15 protein-coding genes are annotated in these 16,467 nt (G+C 41.0%); 7 read left to right on the top strand and 8 right to left on the bottom strand.

What is annotated here, in order from left to right; translation table 11 throughout:
• The first annotated feature begins 16 nt into the window (after positions 1-16).
• A complete protein-coding gene (locus tag HCU67_RS04030; RefSeq protein ID WP_168551293.1) occupies positions 17-961 on the top strand; it encodes an endonuclease/exonuclease/phosphatase family protein in 945 nt (314 codons plus the stop codon).
• Between the two features lie 140 nt (positions 962-1,101).
• Positions 1,102-3,282, top strand: coding sequence for a S8 family serine peptidase (locus tag HCU67_RS04025; protein WP_168551292.1), 2,181 nt, complete (start codon positions 1,102-1,104; stop codon positions 3,280-3,282).
• Here HCU67_RS04025 and HCU67_RS04020 read toward each other — a convergent pair.
• Positions 3,279-3,638, bottom strand: coding sequence for a VOC family protein (locus HCU67_RS04020; RefSeq protein WP_168551291.1), 360 nt, complete (start codon positions 3,636-3,638; stop codon positions 3,279-3,281). The two genes, HCU67_RS04025 and HCU67_RS04020, sit on opposite strands and share 4 nt — an antisense overlap.
• Positions 3,639-4,352 carry a 3'-5' exonuclease gene (locus HCU67_RS04015; RefSeq protein ID WP_168551290.1) on the bottom strand — a complete coding sequence of 238 codons (714 nt, stop codon included), beginning with the start codon at positions 4,350-4,352 and terminating at the stop codon, positions 3,639-3,641.
• A 52-nt stretch (positions 4,353-4,404) separates the two neighbouring features.
• On the opposite strand from HCU67_RS04015, the gene HCU67_RS04010 reads away from it, so the two are divergent.
• Complete coding sequence (locus HCU67_RS04010; protein WP_168551289.1) at positions 4,405-5,511, top strand: hypothetical protein; 1,107 nt, start codon at positions 4,405-4,407, stop codon at positions 5,509-5,511.
• Positions 5,512-5,678: 167 nt separating this feature from the next.
• On the opposite strand, the gene HCU67_RS04005 is transcribed toward HCU67_RS04010, so the two are convergent.
• Positions 5,679-6,317 carry a 3-keto-alpha-glucoside-1,2-lyase-like domain-containing protein gene (locus HCU67_RS04005; RefSeq protein WP_168551288.1) on the bottom strand — a complete coding sequence of 213 codons (639 nt, stop codon included), beginning with the start codon at positions 6,315-6,317 and terminating at the stop codon, positions 5,679-5,681.
• Positions 6,318-6,431: 114 nt separating this feature from the next.
• Between HCU67_RS04005 and HCU67_RS04000 the strand changes: the two genes are divergently transcribed.
• On the top strand, positions 6,432-7,727 hold the full coding sequence (locus tag HCU67_RS04000; RefSeq protein ID WP_210423618.1) for a hypothetical protein: 1,296 nt from the start codon (positions 6,432-6,434) through the stop codon (positions 7,725-7,727).
• A 6-nt stretch (positions 7,728-7,733) separates the two neighbouring features.
• On the opposite strand, the gene HCU67_RS03995 is transcribed toward HCU67_RS04000, so the two are convergent.
• Genes HCU67_RS03995 through HCU67_RS03980 form a run of 4 tightly spaced genes read right to left on the bottom strand, consistent with a single transcriptional unit; the run spans position 7,734 to position 11,602 of the window.
• The gene (locus tag HCU67_RS03995) at positions 7,734-8,204 is read right to left on the bottom strand and encodes a methylated-DNA--[protein]-cysteine S-methyltransferase (protein ID WP_168551286.1); all 471 of its coding nucleotides are present in this window, start codon (positions 8,202-8,204) and stop codon (positions 7,734-7,736) included.
• The gene (locus HCU67_RS03990) at positions 8,204-9,328 is read right to left on the bottom strand and encodes a CNNM domain-containing protein (protein WP_168551285.1); all 1,125 of its coding nucleotides are present in this window, start codon (positions 9,326-9,328) and stop codon (positions 8,204-8,206) included. Before HCU67_RS03990 ends, HCU67_RS03995 begins: the two co-directional genes overlap by 1 nt.
• Before the next feature lie 36 nt (positions 9,329-9,364).
• Positions 9,365-10,642: a serine hydrolase domain-containing protein gene (locus HCU67_RS03985; RefSeq protein ID WP_168551284.1), complete on the bottom strand. Its 1,278-nt coding sequence runs from the start codon at positions 10,640-10,642 to the stop codon at positions 9,365-9,367.
• Positions 10,643-11,602 carry a helix-turn-helix transcriptional regulator gene (locus tag HCU67_RS03980; protein ID WP_168552049.1) on the bottom strand — a complete coding sequence of 320 codons (960 nt, stop codon included), beginning with the start codon at positions 11,600-11,602 and terminating at the stop codon, positions 10,643-10,645.
• A 220-nt stretch (positions 11,603-11,822) separates the two neighbouring features.
• Between HCU67_RS03980 and HCU67_RS03975 the strand changes: the two genes are divergently transcribed.
• Together HCU67_RS03975 and HCU67_RS03970 are read left to right on the top strand one after the other, a co-directional pair.
• A complete protein-coding gene (locus HCU67_RS03975) occupies positions 11,823-12,311 on the top strand; it encodes a DinB family protein (RefSeq protein WP_168551283.1) in 489 nt (162 codons plus the stop codon).
• Positions 12,301-12,531: a hypothetical protein gene (locus tag HCU67_RS03970; RefSeq protein ID WP_246865697.1), complete on the top strand. Its 231-nt coding sequence runs from the start codon at positions 12,301-12,303 to the stop codon at positions 12,529-12,531. Before HCU67_RS03975 ends, HCU67_RS03970 begins: the two co-directional genes overlap by 11 nt.
• Before the next feature lie 207 nt (positions 12,532-12,738).
• Here the strand turns inward: HCU67_RS03970 and hemB are convergent, their stop codons facing one another.
• Positions 12,739-13,731, bottom strand: coding sequence for a porphobilinogen synthase (gene hemB, locus HCU67_RS03965; RefSeq protein ID WP_168551282.1), 993 nt, complete (start codon positions 13,729-13,731; stop codon positions 12,739-12,741).
• Between the two features lie 97 nt (positions 13,732-13,828).
• Between hemB and HCU67_RS03960 the strand changes: the two genes are divergently transcribed.
• A complete protein-coding gene (locus HCU67_RS03960; RefSeq protein WP_168551281.1) occupies positions 13,829-16,465 on the top strand; it encodes a DEAD/DEAH box helicase family protein in 2,637 nt (878 codons plus the stop codon).
• Positions 16,466-16,467 lie beyond the last annotated feature (2 nt).

Genomic DNA, 16,467 nt, shown 5'->3' with positions numbered 1-16,467 from the left:
CATAAGTTGATAAACGATGAAGAACGAATACTGTATTGCCTTTTACAACCTTGAAAACCTTTTTGATACCACGGACGACCCCCATACCTTGGATGATGATTTTACACCAAAGGGATTTAAAAAATGGAAAGACAATAGGTATCGTTCCAAATTGAACAAACTAGCGAAGGCTATTTCAAAAATAGGGGAAGAAGACGCTGACCAGCCTCCAGTTCTTATCGGTGTGGCAGAAGTTGAGAATAGCAAAGTGCTCAGAAAACTATTAAAGACCAAATATTTAGAGGATTTCCCCTATGACTTTGTACATTTTGATTCACCGGACGAACGCGGCATAGACACTGCGCTTATCTACAATACCGAATTCTTTGAACCCCTGCATACCGAAACCATACCCTTATTAATTGTCGACGAAGATGGCGATCGAGATTATACCAGAGATATTTTAATGGTCAGGGGCAAACTCAATGGCGAAGAAATAACCGTTTTTGTCAATCATTGGCCCTCTAGAAGGGATGGCGCTAAAGAAACGGAGCAAAAACGTATTACGGCTGCTCAAACCATATTGGATAAAATAGCGCTAGTAAAAAATTATGGGGTAGCGGATAATTTTATAATCATGGGTGATTTTAATGATGACCCCAATTCAACAAGTATTCAAACCCTAATGGATTCGGGTATGTTCATCAACCCATCGAAAAAATTACTGTCCCCATTCTCGGGAAGTGCCAATTACAAAGGGGAATGGACTTTGTTTGATCAGATATTGATTTCACATAGTTTTTTAAATCATGAGCCTGGAACACACACTTTCGAAAAGGCTTCGATTTTTGCACCAAAATTTTTGAGGGAGTGGAAGGGCAAATACAAGGGCAACCCGTTCCGGACATTTGCAGGTAAAAAGTACATAGGCGGTTATAGTGACCATTTTCCTGTTTACGTTGTTCTAGAATTGAACGATTGAAATTTTCACAACGACTTTAAGAAGCTTCACAACAGTTCAATCACTTTTTTTGTGCATTTCATCGAAAGAAATTGACATTTTGCCGACGTTTTTCTGAAGTAGGATAAGTTTGTCTTCCCAAATCTTTCTTAACCTACGTTATGGATAACGGTAAAAATCCTCCCAAATCAGGATTCTTATTGATTGTATTTTTCAGCCTGTTTGCCTCAATACCTACATACGGGCAGACGGCTGAAAAATCCATAACTACTTCTTTTTTTAACGAGCAAGGACTTCAAAGGCTCAAGAAAAAATTTCAGAAAGAAAATAATTCCAACCAATTGAAATTGCATGCTTCCTTTTTTAAGGATGCGGGCACAATTTCAAAAGCCAATGGTCAGTCTTCTTCTTTGAGGAATATAGCGGAAGATGGCACTGCTATTTTTTATACAACCTATGCTTTGCCCAAAGAATTGGGGGCTACAAAAAACAGTACTTTCTATAGTCAAACTCTTGACTTGGGATTGTCTGGTTTTGGAATGAAATCGGGTGTTTGGGATGCCGGAATGGCCCTAGAGACCCATCAAGAATTTGATTCAAGAATTCGCAACACAGATTTAAGTTCAGAAATAGATACCCATGCAACAATGGTTACCGGCGTCATAGCTTCAACCGGAATAAATGAACGGGCCAAAGGTGTTGCTTTTGAATCTGAGTTAATCACGAACGATTGGATTTCAGATAGAATAGAAGTCATTACCGAAATCGAAAATGGAATGTTGGTTTCCAACCATTCTTATGGCATTAAAACAGAGAATATTCCCGATTGGTATTTCGGAGCCTATTTGCCAATTTCCCGCAATTGGGATGAAATTATGTACAATGCTCCGTATTATCTAATGGTTGCAGCAGCAGGTAATGGTCAAAATTTAGAACACAACCAAAATCCAACTTACGGAAAAACAGAAGACGGATTTGATTTGTTGGTTGGTTTTGCAACATCAAAAAATGGATTGGTGGTTACCGGCGCCAATACTGAATATAACAGTCAAGGAATCCTTAGTGAAGCGGGGCTTACCAACTATAGCAGTTTTGGGCCTACCGACGACGGCAGGGTCAAACCGGACATCGCGGGGAACGGACAATTAATTTTCACCACAGCTGCAAACACTGAATCTAGCTACAGCAGTTCAATGGGCACATCAATGGCTGCCCCAGGGGTGAGTGGTTCTTTGGTCTTGCTTCAAGAGCTGCATCAAAACCTTTTTGATGGTTTAATGAAATCCTCCTCTTTGAAAGGGCTGGTATTACATACAGCAGACGATGTTTATGAACCGGGACCGGATTATAAATTAGGTTGGGGCGTATTAAATACAAAAAGGGCAGCTGACTTCTTAGAAAAAAGGGATTTCAGCACGTTATTATTGGAGGAGTCACTTCAGCAATCGGAAACTAAATCCTACCAAATAGAATCTAATGGTTCAGAGGCGCTCCGCGTTTCCCTTTCTTGGACAGATCCTGAAGGTGATTTGTCTCCATCTGGTATTCCCAATTCCGGGGTGGCGACTTTGGTCAATGACCTTGATATCAGAATTGAAAAAGATGGTAAGCTATTCTTTCCTTTTAAGTTAGATCCATCAATCGCAAATACGCCAGCGTTAAAAGGAGATAACAATGTAGACCCTTTCGAATTGATTGCCATTGATGACGCCGATGGAACATATAAAATTACAATTTCGCACAAAGGCAACCTAAAATTTGGGAATCAGGACTTTTCATTGCTGGTCTCTGGAATCAAGCTGAACAGTTGTAGCCTAAATGCTCCTTCTGAATTAGAGTTCAATAAAACTACCGAATTGGGATGCGCATTCGTATGGGAAGAAACACCTGAAACCCTTTTTGAAGTACAATACAGAAAAGCAGATGATGTAGACTGGACCAATGATTTTACCTGGAAAAGCAGCTATTTTATTTCTGGACTTGAACATGGAAACCAATATCAATTTAAGGTACGTTCAATTTGTTCGCAAAGCCTGGAATCTGATTTTAGTGAAACAAAACAATTCGTTTTTGAAGGCGAAGAGTCGTACTTATCCGAAAATTCGGCATTGAGTCATTCGCTGCCGCTTCAGCTTTATCCAAATCCGACAGTTAATCAAATCAGTATCTCAGAAAGATTGGATGAAGAAACAAACTTTAAAATAACCGACCTAACAGGAAAAATCAAAAAACAGGGAATGGTCACAGGTGCAATTGATGTTAGTGACCTTTCAAGCGGTTTGTATATAATGACCACAACTACCCGAGAAGGAAGTCAAAGTGCAAAATTTCTTAAAAATTAAAGGTCTTGCACAATGTAAATGGCATTTCTATTTGGGTCATAAAACGCGAATTCATGGGTACCCCACGGGGTATTTAGCCGAAGGCTTTCTTTGGTGATGGTGCCTCTACCCATGAATTCTTTATAAATCGGTTCAATTTCTTTTACAAATAGTTTTATAACCGACCCTCCAAGTAATGGATCCTCTTTTGTATCGGCATGCCACTGCAAGTGAATGCATAGGTCGTCTCGTTTTATTCCCGCATACATATCATCGCCAAAGGCAAATTCAAAACCAGTGTATTTCTCGTGCCAAACGATATCTTTTTTAATATCCAAAGAAGGAAGTACGGGTTCTATTTGTAAAAGATTTGACATCTATACTTTTTTGATTTCTTCATCAACCAACAAATCATCCCCTCTAAGACGAAGAAAAACTTGGGCTGTGGTAACAACATCCAACTCGCAGTAGGTGACTATCCGATCCAAATCGTTTTCTTCATAAAAAACATCGCGTACCATACTACCGTCCATATCTTCTTTGGGTGAAGGAATGCCCAGCACATTCGCCATCAGTTTTAAAGAGGTATAGTGCTTATAATCGCCAAATTTCCAAAGTTCCATGGTGTCGAGATGCGGAACCTCCCATGGTTTTTTACCAAAGAGATCTAGTTTATAGGGTAGTTTGATTCCGTGAATTAGCATACGCCTCGCGATATACGGAAAATCGAATTCCTTGCCATTATGGGCACATAGCACATATTTCGGGGCACTGAAATGTTCAATCAGCAAATTTTTAAAGGCTTTCAGAAGCGTTATTTCATCCCCATGAAAACTGGTGGTCCTAAAATTTCGAACATCCCCTTTAAGCACAAAATAACCGACGGATATGCAGACGATTTTCCCAAATTCGGCCCATATTCCAGCACGGTCATAAAATTCTTCGGGTGAATATTCCTCCTTTCGTTGGTAAGCGGTCTTTTGTTCCCAAAGCAGTTGTTTTTCAGTACTTAATTCCCCGTAGTCTTGGTTTTCAGGTACCGTTTCAATATCAAGAAACAGGATATTATCTAAAATAATCTTGGTTAGCATCTAAGGAAATTAGTAAAATGAATTTAAATCGTAACTTTTGCGGTAAAAAGCTATGTTTCTCAAAAGAGTACTCCCGGCAGTGTTCGGGCTGATTCTCGTTGGTTGTAATCAAGATGATGAACCCGGGTTGATTCAAGAAGAACTATCTCCTACAAATTTTAGTGTTATTGGATTAACCACTGAAAGCGTTTTTCAATACGATTATGATGCTACTGCTGAAAGCGGAGAATTGACAAACCTCACCCTTGAGATAGGAGTTCCGGTTGATTACTTGACTTTACGGCAAACAGGTAATCTTCTGTCTTTTTACACTTTTGGTGAAGGTACATTTTCATTGTGGTTAAAAAACATTGAATCGGGTGAGACTGACATATATGCCGATTTTTTTGCAAACAGTGCTGGTCGTTCGTTCGCTTGGGGAATCAATGATGAAACCAATGTCTTTTTCGGCTTTTTTGGCCCAAATGGGGAGCGCAATTTAGGCATTCAAGATGTGGTGTTTTCAGGTGATTTGGACGGCGATTTGATAATTGATGAGAACATTGATTTTACCTATCAACCCCTACTATTTGAAGACAAGATTTATCTCACCTATCGAGATGAGGTGGGTAATTACAAGCTTACCTATTATGATACGGTTAGTAAAACAGCGAGTTCCATTGTGAATTTTGGTCCAGTCCCGATTAGCATTTTTACTTCTGAACTTGGTGAAATTGTGGTAATAAAAAATGGAGCAAACCCAACTTTAGAGCTGTTTGATGCCGATTCTTTGGTTTTTATTGAGAGTAAATCATTGCAGTTTGGAACTGCATTCAACCAAGGCCCAATTTATGGGGCCGTTTTTAAGGATGACAAATTGTATTATGCCTATCCATTTGTGCAACCGGCCCTATACGATGAAGGCCCCGCAATTTTTGACCTGGCAACGGGAGAGAATACCATATTCGATTTGGCTGCTATCGCACAGGGGGTAGAAGCAGAACTCGGGGTCGCCATTGGAATTACTTCCCAGATATATGATGCAGCAGCGGATGTGTTTCTTGTGGGCTATGCCAGTTTAGGCGATGATACAACCGGGGGAATTCTTCAAATTTCAACCGCGGGCGAACTAATAGCTAATATTTCGTTGCCCTTTTTTCCGAATTATATTGTTCTCTAATTTATAGATTCGCAAACCTTCCAGTAGAACGATAACCGACCCAAAAGCCGATTTTGCCTGTCGAAAATAATCAGTTGTAAAGCGCTGGCAAGCTATTGGCTTTTTCACCTTCTTGGCTGTTCAATACCAAGGCCACGAACAGCAACAAAAAGGAGCAACAAAAGAGCTTAGTCCTCATGGTGTTGTATGTTGAGGTTCTTAAACCAGCCTTCAGAATTATTGCCGACCCAAAAGCCCACTTGGCCACTTTTTTGTTCGCTTAGTTGATTTACGACCAAGGTCGGTTCAGTGCTGTCATTCACGTAAACCTTGACCTGCGGGTACGCAATTTCAATTTTTACATGAAACCAATCTTCTACCGATTCCGGTGTGGGTTTGAATTCACTTTCATAGGTGCCCGGGGAATTCTCCCGAAGCGTAAACCATTCGCCGCCGGGAATCGAAATGTACTGCACCGCGTTGGCTTTTTTTTCTGGATTTTTAAAGTTAAAGGGTCGGAAGTAGACCGCATCAAAGGTTTCATTGCCCTGCCCATGAAAGGCTAGCCCCACAAAACTTCGGCCTGGGGCATTTTTTCCCTTGACATCAAATTCAAGGGTACCATTGGTAAATTCAGAATCGTTCAGCCAGGCCATGCCGTCTTGTTCTTGGGCGTTTAAATGGATGTTGTTGTTTTCAAAGGTGCCTTCACGGTTATGAATCGTCCAATGGTCTTGGTCGGCTTCAAGAGGTTCAGTGGTTTGTGCTAGTGCGGTACCGCTCAATTGTATGGCAATGATAACCGCCAGTAATCGTAATTTTTTCATGTTTTTTGATTTTGTATAAAATTATGGGAGACTTCCTGTAAAATACGATCTAAAAAGGTTCGAAATAGGGTCAAACTTCGGTCATTCTCTGGCCAGTGCTGATTTTTTAGGCTTTTGAACTACCTTAGAGGAAGCATGTCAACTTCAGAAAAAGCGTTTTTAGAAATCTGCAAAAGGCAATTGGAGCAAAAGTTCTCCTTTGGCAATGGCAATGGGCATACCCAAAAGGACTTGGAGTTGTTATCGAACTATATCGAGGCAGAAAAGGGAGTCTACATCAGCCTTTCGACCTTAAAACGCCTTTGGAAAAACGATTTTAAACAAGGCCCACAATTGGCGACCTTGAATGCACTGGCCAGTGTTTTGGACTATGAAAATTGGCAAGACTTTAAACTGTCTAACAAAGAAGGGGCAGCTAGCCTACCTATAAAAATGGAACCCACTGGCAAAGCGGGTAGACGCCTAAAGGTATTGCTGCTGGTTGTGGTGCCCGTGGTATTGGCGTTACTGGTCTTCAATAGTTTTAAGGACAAGGGCCGGGGGGTCTTTATCAAAGGGCCAGTGTTGTTTACGGTCGATAAAACGGTCGCGAAGGGCGTACCGAACACCGCTATTTTTGAATATGACCTGAGCAATGTGGTGGCCGACAGCTTTTTTATTCAACAATCATGGAATACCTGGCGTAGGGAAGCCATACAACCCAACCAGACCGTATTTTCAAGTGTGTATTACGAATCTGGCTATCATCGGGCCAAGCTTATTGCCAACGATAGCATCATTGCCATGCAGCCAGTTCATATTTTAAGCGACGGATGGGAACCTCATGTCTATTACAGCGAAAGCGATAGTCGATTTATAGGTTTTCAAGGGGAGACCTTTGTGGGCGATGGCCAATTGCAGCTGCCCATGGAACTCTTGGAAAAGAAAAAGGTCGACACCGAACGGGACTTTGTTACCCGGGTTATCCAAAGTCGTGATTTTGGGGTGTCTTCAAATACGTTTGAATTTAAAACGAGCATGAAGCTGAACCCCATGACCAAAAACAACTGCCCTTGGATGATCATACAACTGGTTACCGAGAAGCATATCTTTTATGTAAAACTAGTACAGAACGGCTGCGAAACCTTTGCCGCCTATAAGCTTGGTGAGATTGTCAAACGGGGCAAAAGCGAAGACCTTACCCATTTGGGGGAAGACCTTTACAAATGGCAAGACATCGGCATCTCCGTAGAAGATAAAACCGCCGAAATACGCATTAACGATAGCCTAGTATATACCGAACGGTTTAAAGAAGATTTTGGAGACATCAAGGCGCTCTCCTATGTGTTTGATGGTACTGGTAGTATTGATTTTGCCGAACTCTCTGCTAGTAATGGGGAGGTGAGGAATCGGGAAGATTTTGAGAGATAATCTTTTCTAAAACAGCGACTGTTGCTTTACAGGACTTTCATGTTCCAATAGCCATTTTTTACGATGTAGGCCACCGGCATAGCCGGTTAAATCGCCATTACTACCAATAACCCGGTGGCAGGGTACGACAATCCATAAGGGGTTTTTGCCATTTGCAGCAGCTACTGCTCGAATTGCTTTTACATCACCTAATTCTTTTGAAAGTTGGAGGTAGGAGGTTGTTTTTCCAAAAGGGATGTTCAATAAGGCATCCCAAACGCGTTTCTGAAAATCCGTTCCTTGCGGGTTTAGATTTAAATCGAACTCTTGGCGTTTTCCCTCAAAATATTCTTGGAGCTGATGAACGGCGTCTTCGAGAACTTCGGGTATGATATCTTCTGACCGCTCTTCATCAAAAACGGTGATAGAGGCAATACCGTTTTCATCACCACAGATTTCAGCGAAGCCCAAAGGTGTTTTCACCACGGCAGTTTCCATTACTCTTCGTCGGGTATTTGTTCTGAGATGATGCCCAAGCGCTTGGCACGGGTTTCCCAATTTTTACGGGCCAATACCTGCAGGTCTTCGACATTGTCACTCTCATCCATGATTTCAAGTCCCAATAAGGTTTCGATAACATCTTCCATAGTGACCAAACCACTTACCGAGCCGTATTCATCAACGACCAGCGAAACATGTTCCCGTTTTTCTACGAACTTTTCAAAGAGTTCCGGTATGGGTTTGGTGCGATTGGTGACCAAAATCTCACGCCGTATGGTTGCTAATGGATTTTTACCTTCTTTATTGATGATGGCTTCCAGCATTTCGTCCTTCAAAAAGAAACCGGTAATGTTATCGGCCCGATCCTTAAAAACTGGGATACGCGAAAAGCGTAACGGTCTATTGGCCTCAAAAAATTCTTGAATGGTCATTTCTTCTGAAGCAATTTTCATCACCGTACGTGGGGTCATGATATCCTTTGCCTGTATTTCATCAAAGGTCAATAGGTTTTTAATGACTTTAGACTCCGATTCTTCAAAAACACCTTCTTCTTCTGCGATTTCGGTCATGGCCGAAAAGTCTTCACGGCTTAAAACGCTACCATGTTCGCCCTTGGCCCCAATGAGTTTGGTAAACAATTGTAAAATCCAGAGTAGGCCGGTCCATTTCATAAAAAACACCATGGCCTTCAAAGCCTTTGCAGTAAAATTTGCCAGTTGTTTCCAATAGGTGGCCCCAATGGTTTTGGGAATAATTTCGGAAGCCACCAAAATCAAAATGGTCATAATGGTTGAGACCACCCCCACCATAAGGTCTTCGGTAAATTCAATGCCAAAAACAGTTCGCGTCTGCGTGCCATAGAGTTCCGCATAGGCCACCTTGGCCTGCACCCCCACCAAAATGGCACCCACGGTGTGGGCAATGGTATTGAGGGTAAGTATGGCAATCAACGGCTTGTCGACGTCTTTTTTTAGGTTTTCCAATTCAGCAGCATACGCCTTGCCCTCGCTCTTCTTTACATTGACAAAGGTGGGCGTAATGCTCAGCAACACGGCCTCTAAAATGGAGCAGAGAAATGAAAAGAAAATTGAAATTACGGCGTAGAAAATGAGTAGGCCCATATCGGATTGATTGGGCTAAAAATAGCCAAAATTTACCTAGTTCGTTGTGCTATTTTTATGAACATAGGCCTCATAGAACAATTGCTGCAGTTTTGGACGGATGTTCAACTCGTACAGATTTCGATTTTCACGGGTTGGATAGACCCGATTCGACAGAAAAATAAAGGTGAGTTGATGTTGGGGGTCCGCCCAGACAAAAGTTCCCGTAAAACCGGCATGACCAAAGCTACTGGCACTTGCAGCTGGCGCTGGATAAGCTTGATTGATGGCCAAGGTATCATTACCGATAAGTGGCTTATCAAAACCAAGTCCACGACGGTTTTCGTTTTCGGGGTATTGAATGGTGCTAAATTCTGAAACGACCTCCTTTGATAGAAGTTGCTTGCCTTGGTGGGTACCAAAGTTTTGATATAGCGAGAGTAATTTGAACAGGTCATTAGCTGTGCCGAAGAGTCCGGCATTGCCTGATATTCCACCAAGCAGGGCGGCATTTTCATCGTGCACCCACCCTTTGGTCAGCGTATTTCTAAAAAGGGTGTCATTTTCAGTGGGTACAATCTTGTTCGGAAAACCCTTTTCGCTGGGTAAAAAACCAAGGGTGTTCGCCCCAATCGGTTGATAAAAGGTATTCTCAAGATATTGTTCATAAGCTTGACCCGTCAATTGTTCAATCAGTTTTGGGAAAATCAGAAAGGTCAAACCAGAATACCGATAGGTTTTTTCTTGTGAGACCTTTGACCTATTGATGATGCGGTACATTTTACGATTGAAGTTGCTCTTGACAAACAAATTTTCATAAGCACGTTTTTGGAACCTCAGATTGGATGTTGAGCGCACAAATCGCCTTTTGAGTTCGCCATTCTTTTTGGTGACCTTGTTTAAAAAAACAATGTAAGGCGTGAGTCCAGCCTGATGGGCCAAAATTTCACGAAGGGTGAGGGCTTTTTTATCCTTTTTCTTTTTCCAAGGCTTCCAATAATTTGAAAAAGGAGCATCCAAGTCCAGTTTTCCTTCTTCCACTAATTTCATCAAAGCTGGAAGCGGCGCGGATATTTTAGTCACTGAGGCCAAATCATAGATATCATCCTTGGCAACTTTAACCAAACTGTCATAGGTGTGAAAGCCATAGGTTTCATGAAAAACCACACTGTCTCTAAAAGCCACCAATACCTGCGTGCCTGGGAAGGCTTCATTAGTTATACCGTTCGTTATAATCGAATCAACCTTTTGATGAAGCGACTTCTCAGCCATTTGGGCATTCGAAAACTGCCCAACTAAAAGTGCAATACAGATTTGAAGTACGAATCGATTCATCTAGGTTGTTAGTTGTTGTTTTTGTTCTTCCAATAGTTGTAGTACTCTATTTTTTAGTTCTTGGGGTTCGATGATTCTGGCATAATCGCCGAACATAATGTACCAACGTGCGAAATGGTTTTGAATATCTTCGATAAGAAAGGTCATTTCAACCTCATCTTCGAAAATTTTTTCTTCTATAAAACCATAGCCTTTTCTACTGCCCTTTAAAAATTTGGAAATCTTTTTATCCACCAAAATCTTGACCTTGGTTTTTTCTCTCGGTTCCTTTTTTCGCAGTTCTTCAATAGATGGGTGCTTTTGTTCAAAAGGCGCTGAGGTTCTTGAGATTTTCTGGATTCTATCCGCTCGAAACTGTCGGTACGCTTTTCGGAGGTGGCAATAACCCATCACATACCAAAAGTTGTTTTCATTGAAAATGCCCACCGGTTCAATTGTCCGGTTTGAAGGTTTGTCTGCTTCTATAGCTTCATACAATAAGACCACTTGGGTCTTTTCGGCCATACTCTCAAACAAGACCTCCAAGGCATTTGGCACTTTATCATTAAAGATTTCCTGTGAAGGAAAAATTCGGACTTGATTCTCTAAGGTTTCTACCCAATCTTTTTCTGAACCCCGTAATACGGATTTTAGTTTTATCATGGCCGATTCATAATGCCCACCCAATGATTTATCGGTAAAGCTTTGCATCAATTTTTCAGCCGCCACAAAACTGCCCGCTTCTTCTTTGGTAAACATTACCGGAGGTAATCGGTAGCCTTCCATAATGGAATAGCCGATACCCGCCTCGCTGGCAATGGGCACTCCAGCTGCTTCCAAGGTTCGAATATCGCGATAGATGGTTCGTAGACTGACTTCAAATCGGTCTGACAATTCTTGCGCTTTCACAATGCGCTTCGACTGTAGCTGAATTAATATGGCTACAATGCGGTCAAATCGTTTTACGGTATCCATTCCCATAAGCAATCGGCTTATATTCCAAAGATAGGATTTCAAGCTAAGGTCAAAACGTCTCTTAAAATTCATCTATTGGTTCTATTAGACTTCAAAGTTCTTTAGGAAGACTGACAACCCTATGTCAACTGAAAATTTTTTTGGGTTTGAAATTTACTACTGACATAGGGCTGTCACTACCCCCATTTAATTTTACCAACAGAAACAAAATATAAAGCAACAAATCATGGAAAAAACGATTGAACAAGCAAAGGGAATACTAAGTAGAGCCGAACTTTTAGAGGGGTGGCAAGGGCACCGCAGATTGACAAGAAGGGTAATTGAAGCCTTTCCTGAAAAAGAATTTTTTGAGTTCCGAATTGGGGGCATGCGGCCTTTTGCCGATATGGTCAAGGAACTTTTGGCGATAGCTGAACCTGGTCTTCGAGAACTGGTCGAGGGCGAAAAGCAGGAATTTGACGAACATCGGGACTACGGGAATAAAAAGGCCGACTTATTGACCCAATGGGATGCTTCAACCGAAGCTATCGATACCCTTTGGGAAAAGTTGACCGATGAAAAGTTTTCGGAAACCGTAGTCTTATTTGGGCAGTATGAATTTCCCGTGTTATGGCACATCTTTTACTTTATCGATAATGAAATTCACCATCGGGGGCAGGGTTATGTATACCTACGGGCCTTGGGCATAGAACCACCATTATTTTATGAACGATAAGATGAAAACGGTTCTGGTTTTTAAAACTTCGGTTTCGAACAATGGAAAGGTGCAGGGCCTTGCGCCTTTCCTTAATCGATTGATCAACACAAACGGACGGTGGAATTTTGACTTGGAGGATTGTGACAACATCCTCCGGGTTGAAACGGAAAGTCCCGATGTGATTGCTATTGCATCCTTGTTGCAAAAGCAAGGATTCTTATGTGAGGAACTCCATTAATCATCAAAAAGCTACAACATGAGAAATTGGATATGGCAAAATACTCCTAGAGCTTCTAGACTGGCTGAGCGCTTATCGAGAAAAACGTCTTTGCCGGCTTTTTCGCCCTATTTGCCCTTGAAAAAGGAGCTTGGTTCGAATCATAACAGGCAAGAGAACAGATGCAATACTATTTAAGTCACATCCTTATCTCAGGAATGCTCTTGGTTACCAATTAAGCAATTTGGTAGCTTCTTTGGCGAAATAGGTTGCAATAATACTTGCACCCGCCCTTTTAAAGGCCATAAGTTGTTCAAGCATCACAGCATCATGGTCTAACCAACCCTTTTCGGCTGCCGCTTTGAGCATGGCGTATTCACCGGAAACTTGATACGCCGCTACGGGCACTTCAACGGCATCTTTTACTTCGCGAACAATATCCAAGTACGAAAGTCCTGGTTTTACCATAACGATATCGGCACCTTCAGCAACGTCCATTTCAGTTTCTTTCAGGGCCGCCAAGCGATTCGCTGGGTCCATTTGATAGGTCTTTTTGTCTTTGGGTACGTCTTTTATATCCACAGGCGCAGAATCTAAGGCATCTCGAAATGGTCCATAAAAAGCACTTGCATATTTTGCCGCATAGCTCATGATTCCGGTATCGGTGAACCCTTCTTTTTCTAAAGCCTCACGGATGGTTAAAATCCGACCGTCCATCATATCACTGGGTGCCACAAAATCGGCTCCCGCCTGTGCATGGGAACTACTCATTTTGGCTAGAGTAAGGGCGGTTTCATCATTCAAAATCGTTCCATCGGCGACAATGCCATCATGCCCAAAGGAAGAGTAGGGGTCAAGGGCGACATCGGTCATGACCAACATATCTGCGCATGCATTTTTTACGGTCTTGATGGCCCGTTGCATCAATCCATCAGGGTTTAAGGCTTCGGTACCTGCATTGTCTTTTAAGTTATCCGGTACCTTGACAAAAAGTAGTACGGCACAGAGGCCCATATTCCACAATTCTTTCACCTCCTTTTCTAGATTATCAAGGCTTAAGCGATAGTAATTGGGCATTGAGGCAATCTCTTCTTTGACGCCTTTTCCTTCAACAACAAACAAGGGCACCAAAAAATCGTCTGGTGTAAGTACTGTTTCACGAACCAACCTTCTTATGGATTCTGAGGCTCTAAGTCTTCTGTTTCGGATCAGTGGGTACATGTACTTTGTTTTAAGACAAAGATAAGGAGTGCTGGCAAGCTTTAGTTTCATATAAAATGACATCTTTGTTTAAATATTCAACTAACCTGCCAATTATTTGAAAAGCGCATTAACCAATCTTCGATTTAAATATGTTTGGCGGGATTATCAGGCGAAATTCTTAGATAATTTTCAGGACCATATTGTTGACAACCACTTGCATGTTGTTGCACCCCCGGGTTCCGGAAAGACGATTTTAGGTTTGGAAGTGGCCATTCGCCTAAAGGAAAATACGCTGGTTCTTTCTCCGACTTTGACGATAAGAAATCAGTGGTTATCTAGGCTTCAAACTTTTTTTACTAAAAATGCTGATTTCAAGAACTATTCTAAGGATATCAACAAGTTACAAGCCATTAATTTTTGCACTTATCAGTCTTTGTATGCTTTACATAAAAAGACAAAATCTGAATCTGCTGAGAGTTTAATTGAACATTTTACCCAAGCAAATATCAAGACCATTGTCCTTGATGAAGCCCACCATTTAAAAAATGAATGGTGGAAGGCCTTGTGGGAACTCAAGAAAATCGAAGGCATTACTGTTGTTGCGCTAACGGCAACACCACCCTATGATAGTTCGTTTTTAGAGCTTCAGAAATATTTCAAGTTATGCGGACCAATTGATGATGAGATCGCAGTACCTGACCTTATTAAAAATGGGGATCTATGCCCACACCAAGATTTTATACACTTTTCCTTGCCCGAGGAAACCATTTTAAGAAAAATTGTCTCGTACCGAACAAAAATCAATTCGTTTTTTACTGATTTACAAAAGGATACTGAGTTTATCGGTTTCTTATTGGCATCGGAATTTTATCAGAATCCTGATGACCATTTGGAAGATATTTATGAGATGCCTTCTTTTTTTTCGTCCATTCTGATTTTTTTAAATGCCTGTGGAATTGAAATAAGAAAAAATCATTTGGAATTACTAGGTATTTCAGACGATGAAATCAGAATACCGGCCTTGGACTACAAGTGGTGCCAAATTTTGCTCGAAAATATCTTAGTGACTCATAGAGATCGTTTTGTTGAAAATGAAGGGTTGATCAATACAATTGAGAACCGGTTAAAACAGATTGGGGTGATTTTTAGGGGCAGGTTGAACTTTGTAGGTGAAAACGTGCTTTATAAAGATTTGGCCACTAGTATAAGTAAGTTCAATAGTGTAAAGGAAATTCTTGAAAATGCCATAGAAAATCTTGGGCAACGTCTGAGGGCCGTGGTTTTACTGGATTATATCTGTAAAGAATTTCTTGATATTCCCTCAGGTCAAATTTCTAGACTTAATAAAATGGGAGCTGTTCCTCTATTTCACTATTTGCGTCAAAAGACTGAATTGAGTGATGAAATAGCCGTACTGACAGGGAGCATTGTTTTGGTTTCCGAGAGGATTCTTGAAAATTTATTTGAAATCGTACCCGAAGATGAACTGGCCATAAATGAATTGAAAAATTGTGATGGTCATGTTTCGGTCAAAATAAAAGGGGATAATCAACGGGTGGTTTCAGTATTGGGCAGCTTATTTGCTAACGGACATATTAAAATACTGATTGGTACAAAATCGTTATTGGGTGAAGGTTGGGATGCACCTTCAATTAATACACTCATATTGGCTTCATACGTGGGCTCTTTTGTTTCATCGAATCAGATGAGGGGTCGAGCAATTCGAATAGATCCCGGATTCGATGAAAAGGTTGGTAGAATTTGGCATTTGGCATGTTTAGACCCCACAGTAGAAAATGGTGGTGATGATGTTCGAATGTTAGCCAAACGTTTCAAGGCATTTAGTGGGGTTTCATTGGATGGAGAGCTGTACATCGAAAATGGAATGGATAGGATGAGGATTGACAGTGTGCTAAACGATTCTCAAAAAATCAATGAAACCAACCTGAAAATGTTTTCTGAAGCTAATAATCCAGAGAATATTAGTAACCGATGGAACAACGCAATAGTAAAAGGTAAAGTGCTAATTAATGCGCTTCATGTGCCTTTTCAAAAAGGCGAAAATTATACACAAAAAAAGCAGTTTTATGGTTTGAACGTTCTGAAGTATTTAGTTTATGAAGTTATTCTAGTAAGTCTATATTTCCTTCCAGAATTTCTAATCAAAAATTTTAAACTATTACTTAATAAAGGGTACGTTGCATTATTCTTCATCCTATGTTTTTTCTTGGGTATTCGAGTATTGCCAAAATTATTTAAGGCGATACGAATATTTTTCTTGTACGGGGATCAATACAAACGTGCAATAAAAATTGCTGAAATGTTGATAAAATTGACCTTGTCTACCGGGAAGGTGGTGCAGGGAGAGGAGGAAATAAAAGTTATTTCCGAACAGCATAAGGACGGTTGGTATTCGATAAATTTTGTTGGATTGTCATTACAAGATTCGTCCCTTTTAATAGGTTTTATGGAAGAACTGATTTTACCTATTGAAAACCCGAGATACTTGATCATTCAAAACAGGTTTAAACGATTGCTGGGATACAGGCAATTCTATGCAGTGCCTTCTGAATTTGGAAAGCGAAAGCAAGACGCCCAAGAATTTATCAAATATTGGAATAGGTATGTTGGTGGCGGAGAGTTGCAATATGTACGAACTAAAGAGGGAAGAAAGCTCTTGGTAGCTGCAAAACTTTCACATATCTTATATCAGTTTGTGGAGCCACCTGAAAGGGTAACCGTTTGGAAATAACT

The organism is Croceivirga thetidis (assembly GCF_012272815.1).
GTDB lineage: Bacteria > Bacteroidota > Bacteroidia > Flavobacteriales > Flavobacteriaceae > Croceivirga > Croceivirga thetidis.
The sequence above is the reverse complement of the archived record's forward strand: the minus strand, read 5'-3'. Positions and strand labels throughout refer to the sequence as shown.

Coding starts and splice junctions, on each gene's coding strand:
- HCU67_RS04030 (WP_168551293.1), top strand. CDS start 17: ATGAAGAACGAATACTGTATTGCCTTTTACAACCTTGAAAACCTTTTT.
- HCU67_RS04025 (WP_168551292.1), top strand. CDS start 1,102: ATGGATAACGGTAAAAATCCTCCCAAATCAGGATTCTTATTGATTGTA.
- HCU67_RS04020 (WP_168551291.1), bottom strand. CDS start 3,638: ATGTCAAATCTTTTACAAATAGAACCCGTACTTCCTTCTTTGGATATT.
- HCU67_RS04015 (WP_168551290.1), bottom strand. CDS start 4,352: ATGCTAACCAAGATTATTTTAGATAATATCCTGTTTCTTGATATTGAA.
- HCU67_RS04010 (WP_168551289.1), top strand. CDS start 4,405: ATGTTTCTCAAAAGAGTACTCCCGGCAGTGTTCGGGCTGATTCTCGTT.
- HCU67_RS04005 (WP_168551288.1), bottom strand. CDS start 6,317: ATGAAAAAATTACGATTACTGGCGGTTATCATTGCCATACAATTGAGC.
- HCU67_RS03995 (WP_168551286.1), bottom strand. CDS start 8,204: ATGGAAACTGCCGTGGTGAAAACACCTTTGGGCTTCGCTGAAATCTGT.
- HCU67_RS03990 (WP_168551285.1), bottom strand. CDS start 9,328: ATGGGCCTACTCATTTTCTACGCCGTAATTTCAATTTTCTTTTCATTT.
- HCU67_RS03985 (WP_168551284.1), bottom strand. CDS start 10,642: ATGAATCGATTCGTACTTCAAATCTGTATTGCACTTTTAGTTGGGCAG.
- HCU67_RS03980 (WP_168552049.1), bottom strand. CDS start 11,602: ATGGGAATGGATACCGTAAAACGATTTGACCGCATTGTAGCCATATTA.
- HCU67_RS03975 (WP_168551283.1), top strand. CDS start 11,823: ATGGAAAAAACGATTGAACAAGCAAAGGGAATACTAAGTAGAGCCGAA.
- HCU67_RS03970 (WP_246865697.1), top strand. CDS start 12,301: ATGAACGATAAGATGAAAACGGTTCTGGTTTTTAAAACTTCGGTTTCG.
- hemB (WP_168551282.1), bottom strand. CDS start 13,731: ATGTACCCACTGATCCGAAACAGAAGACTTAGAGCCTCAGAATCCATA.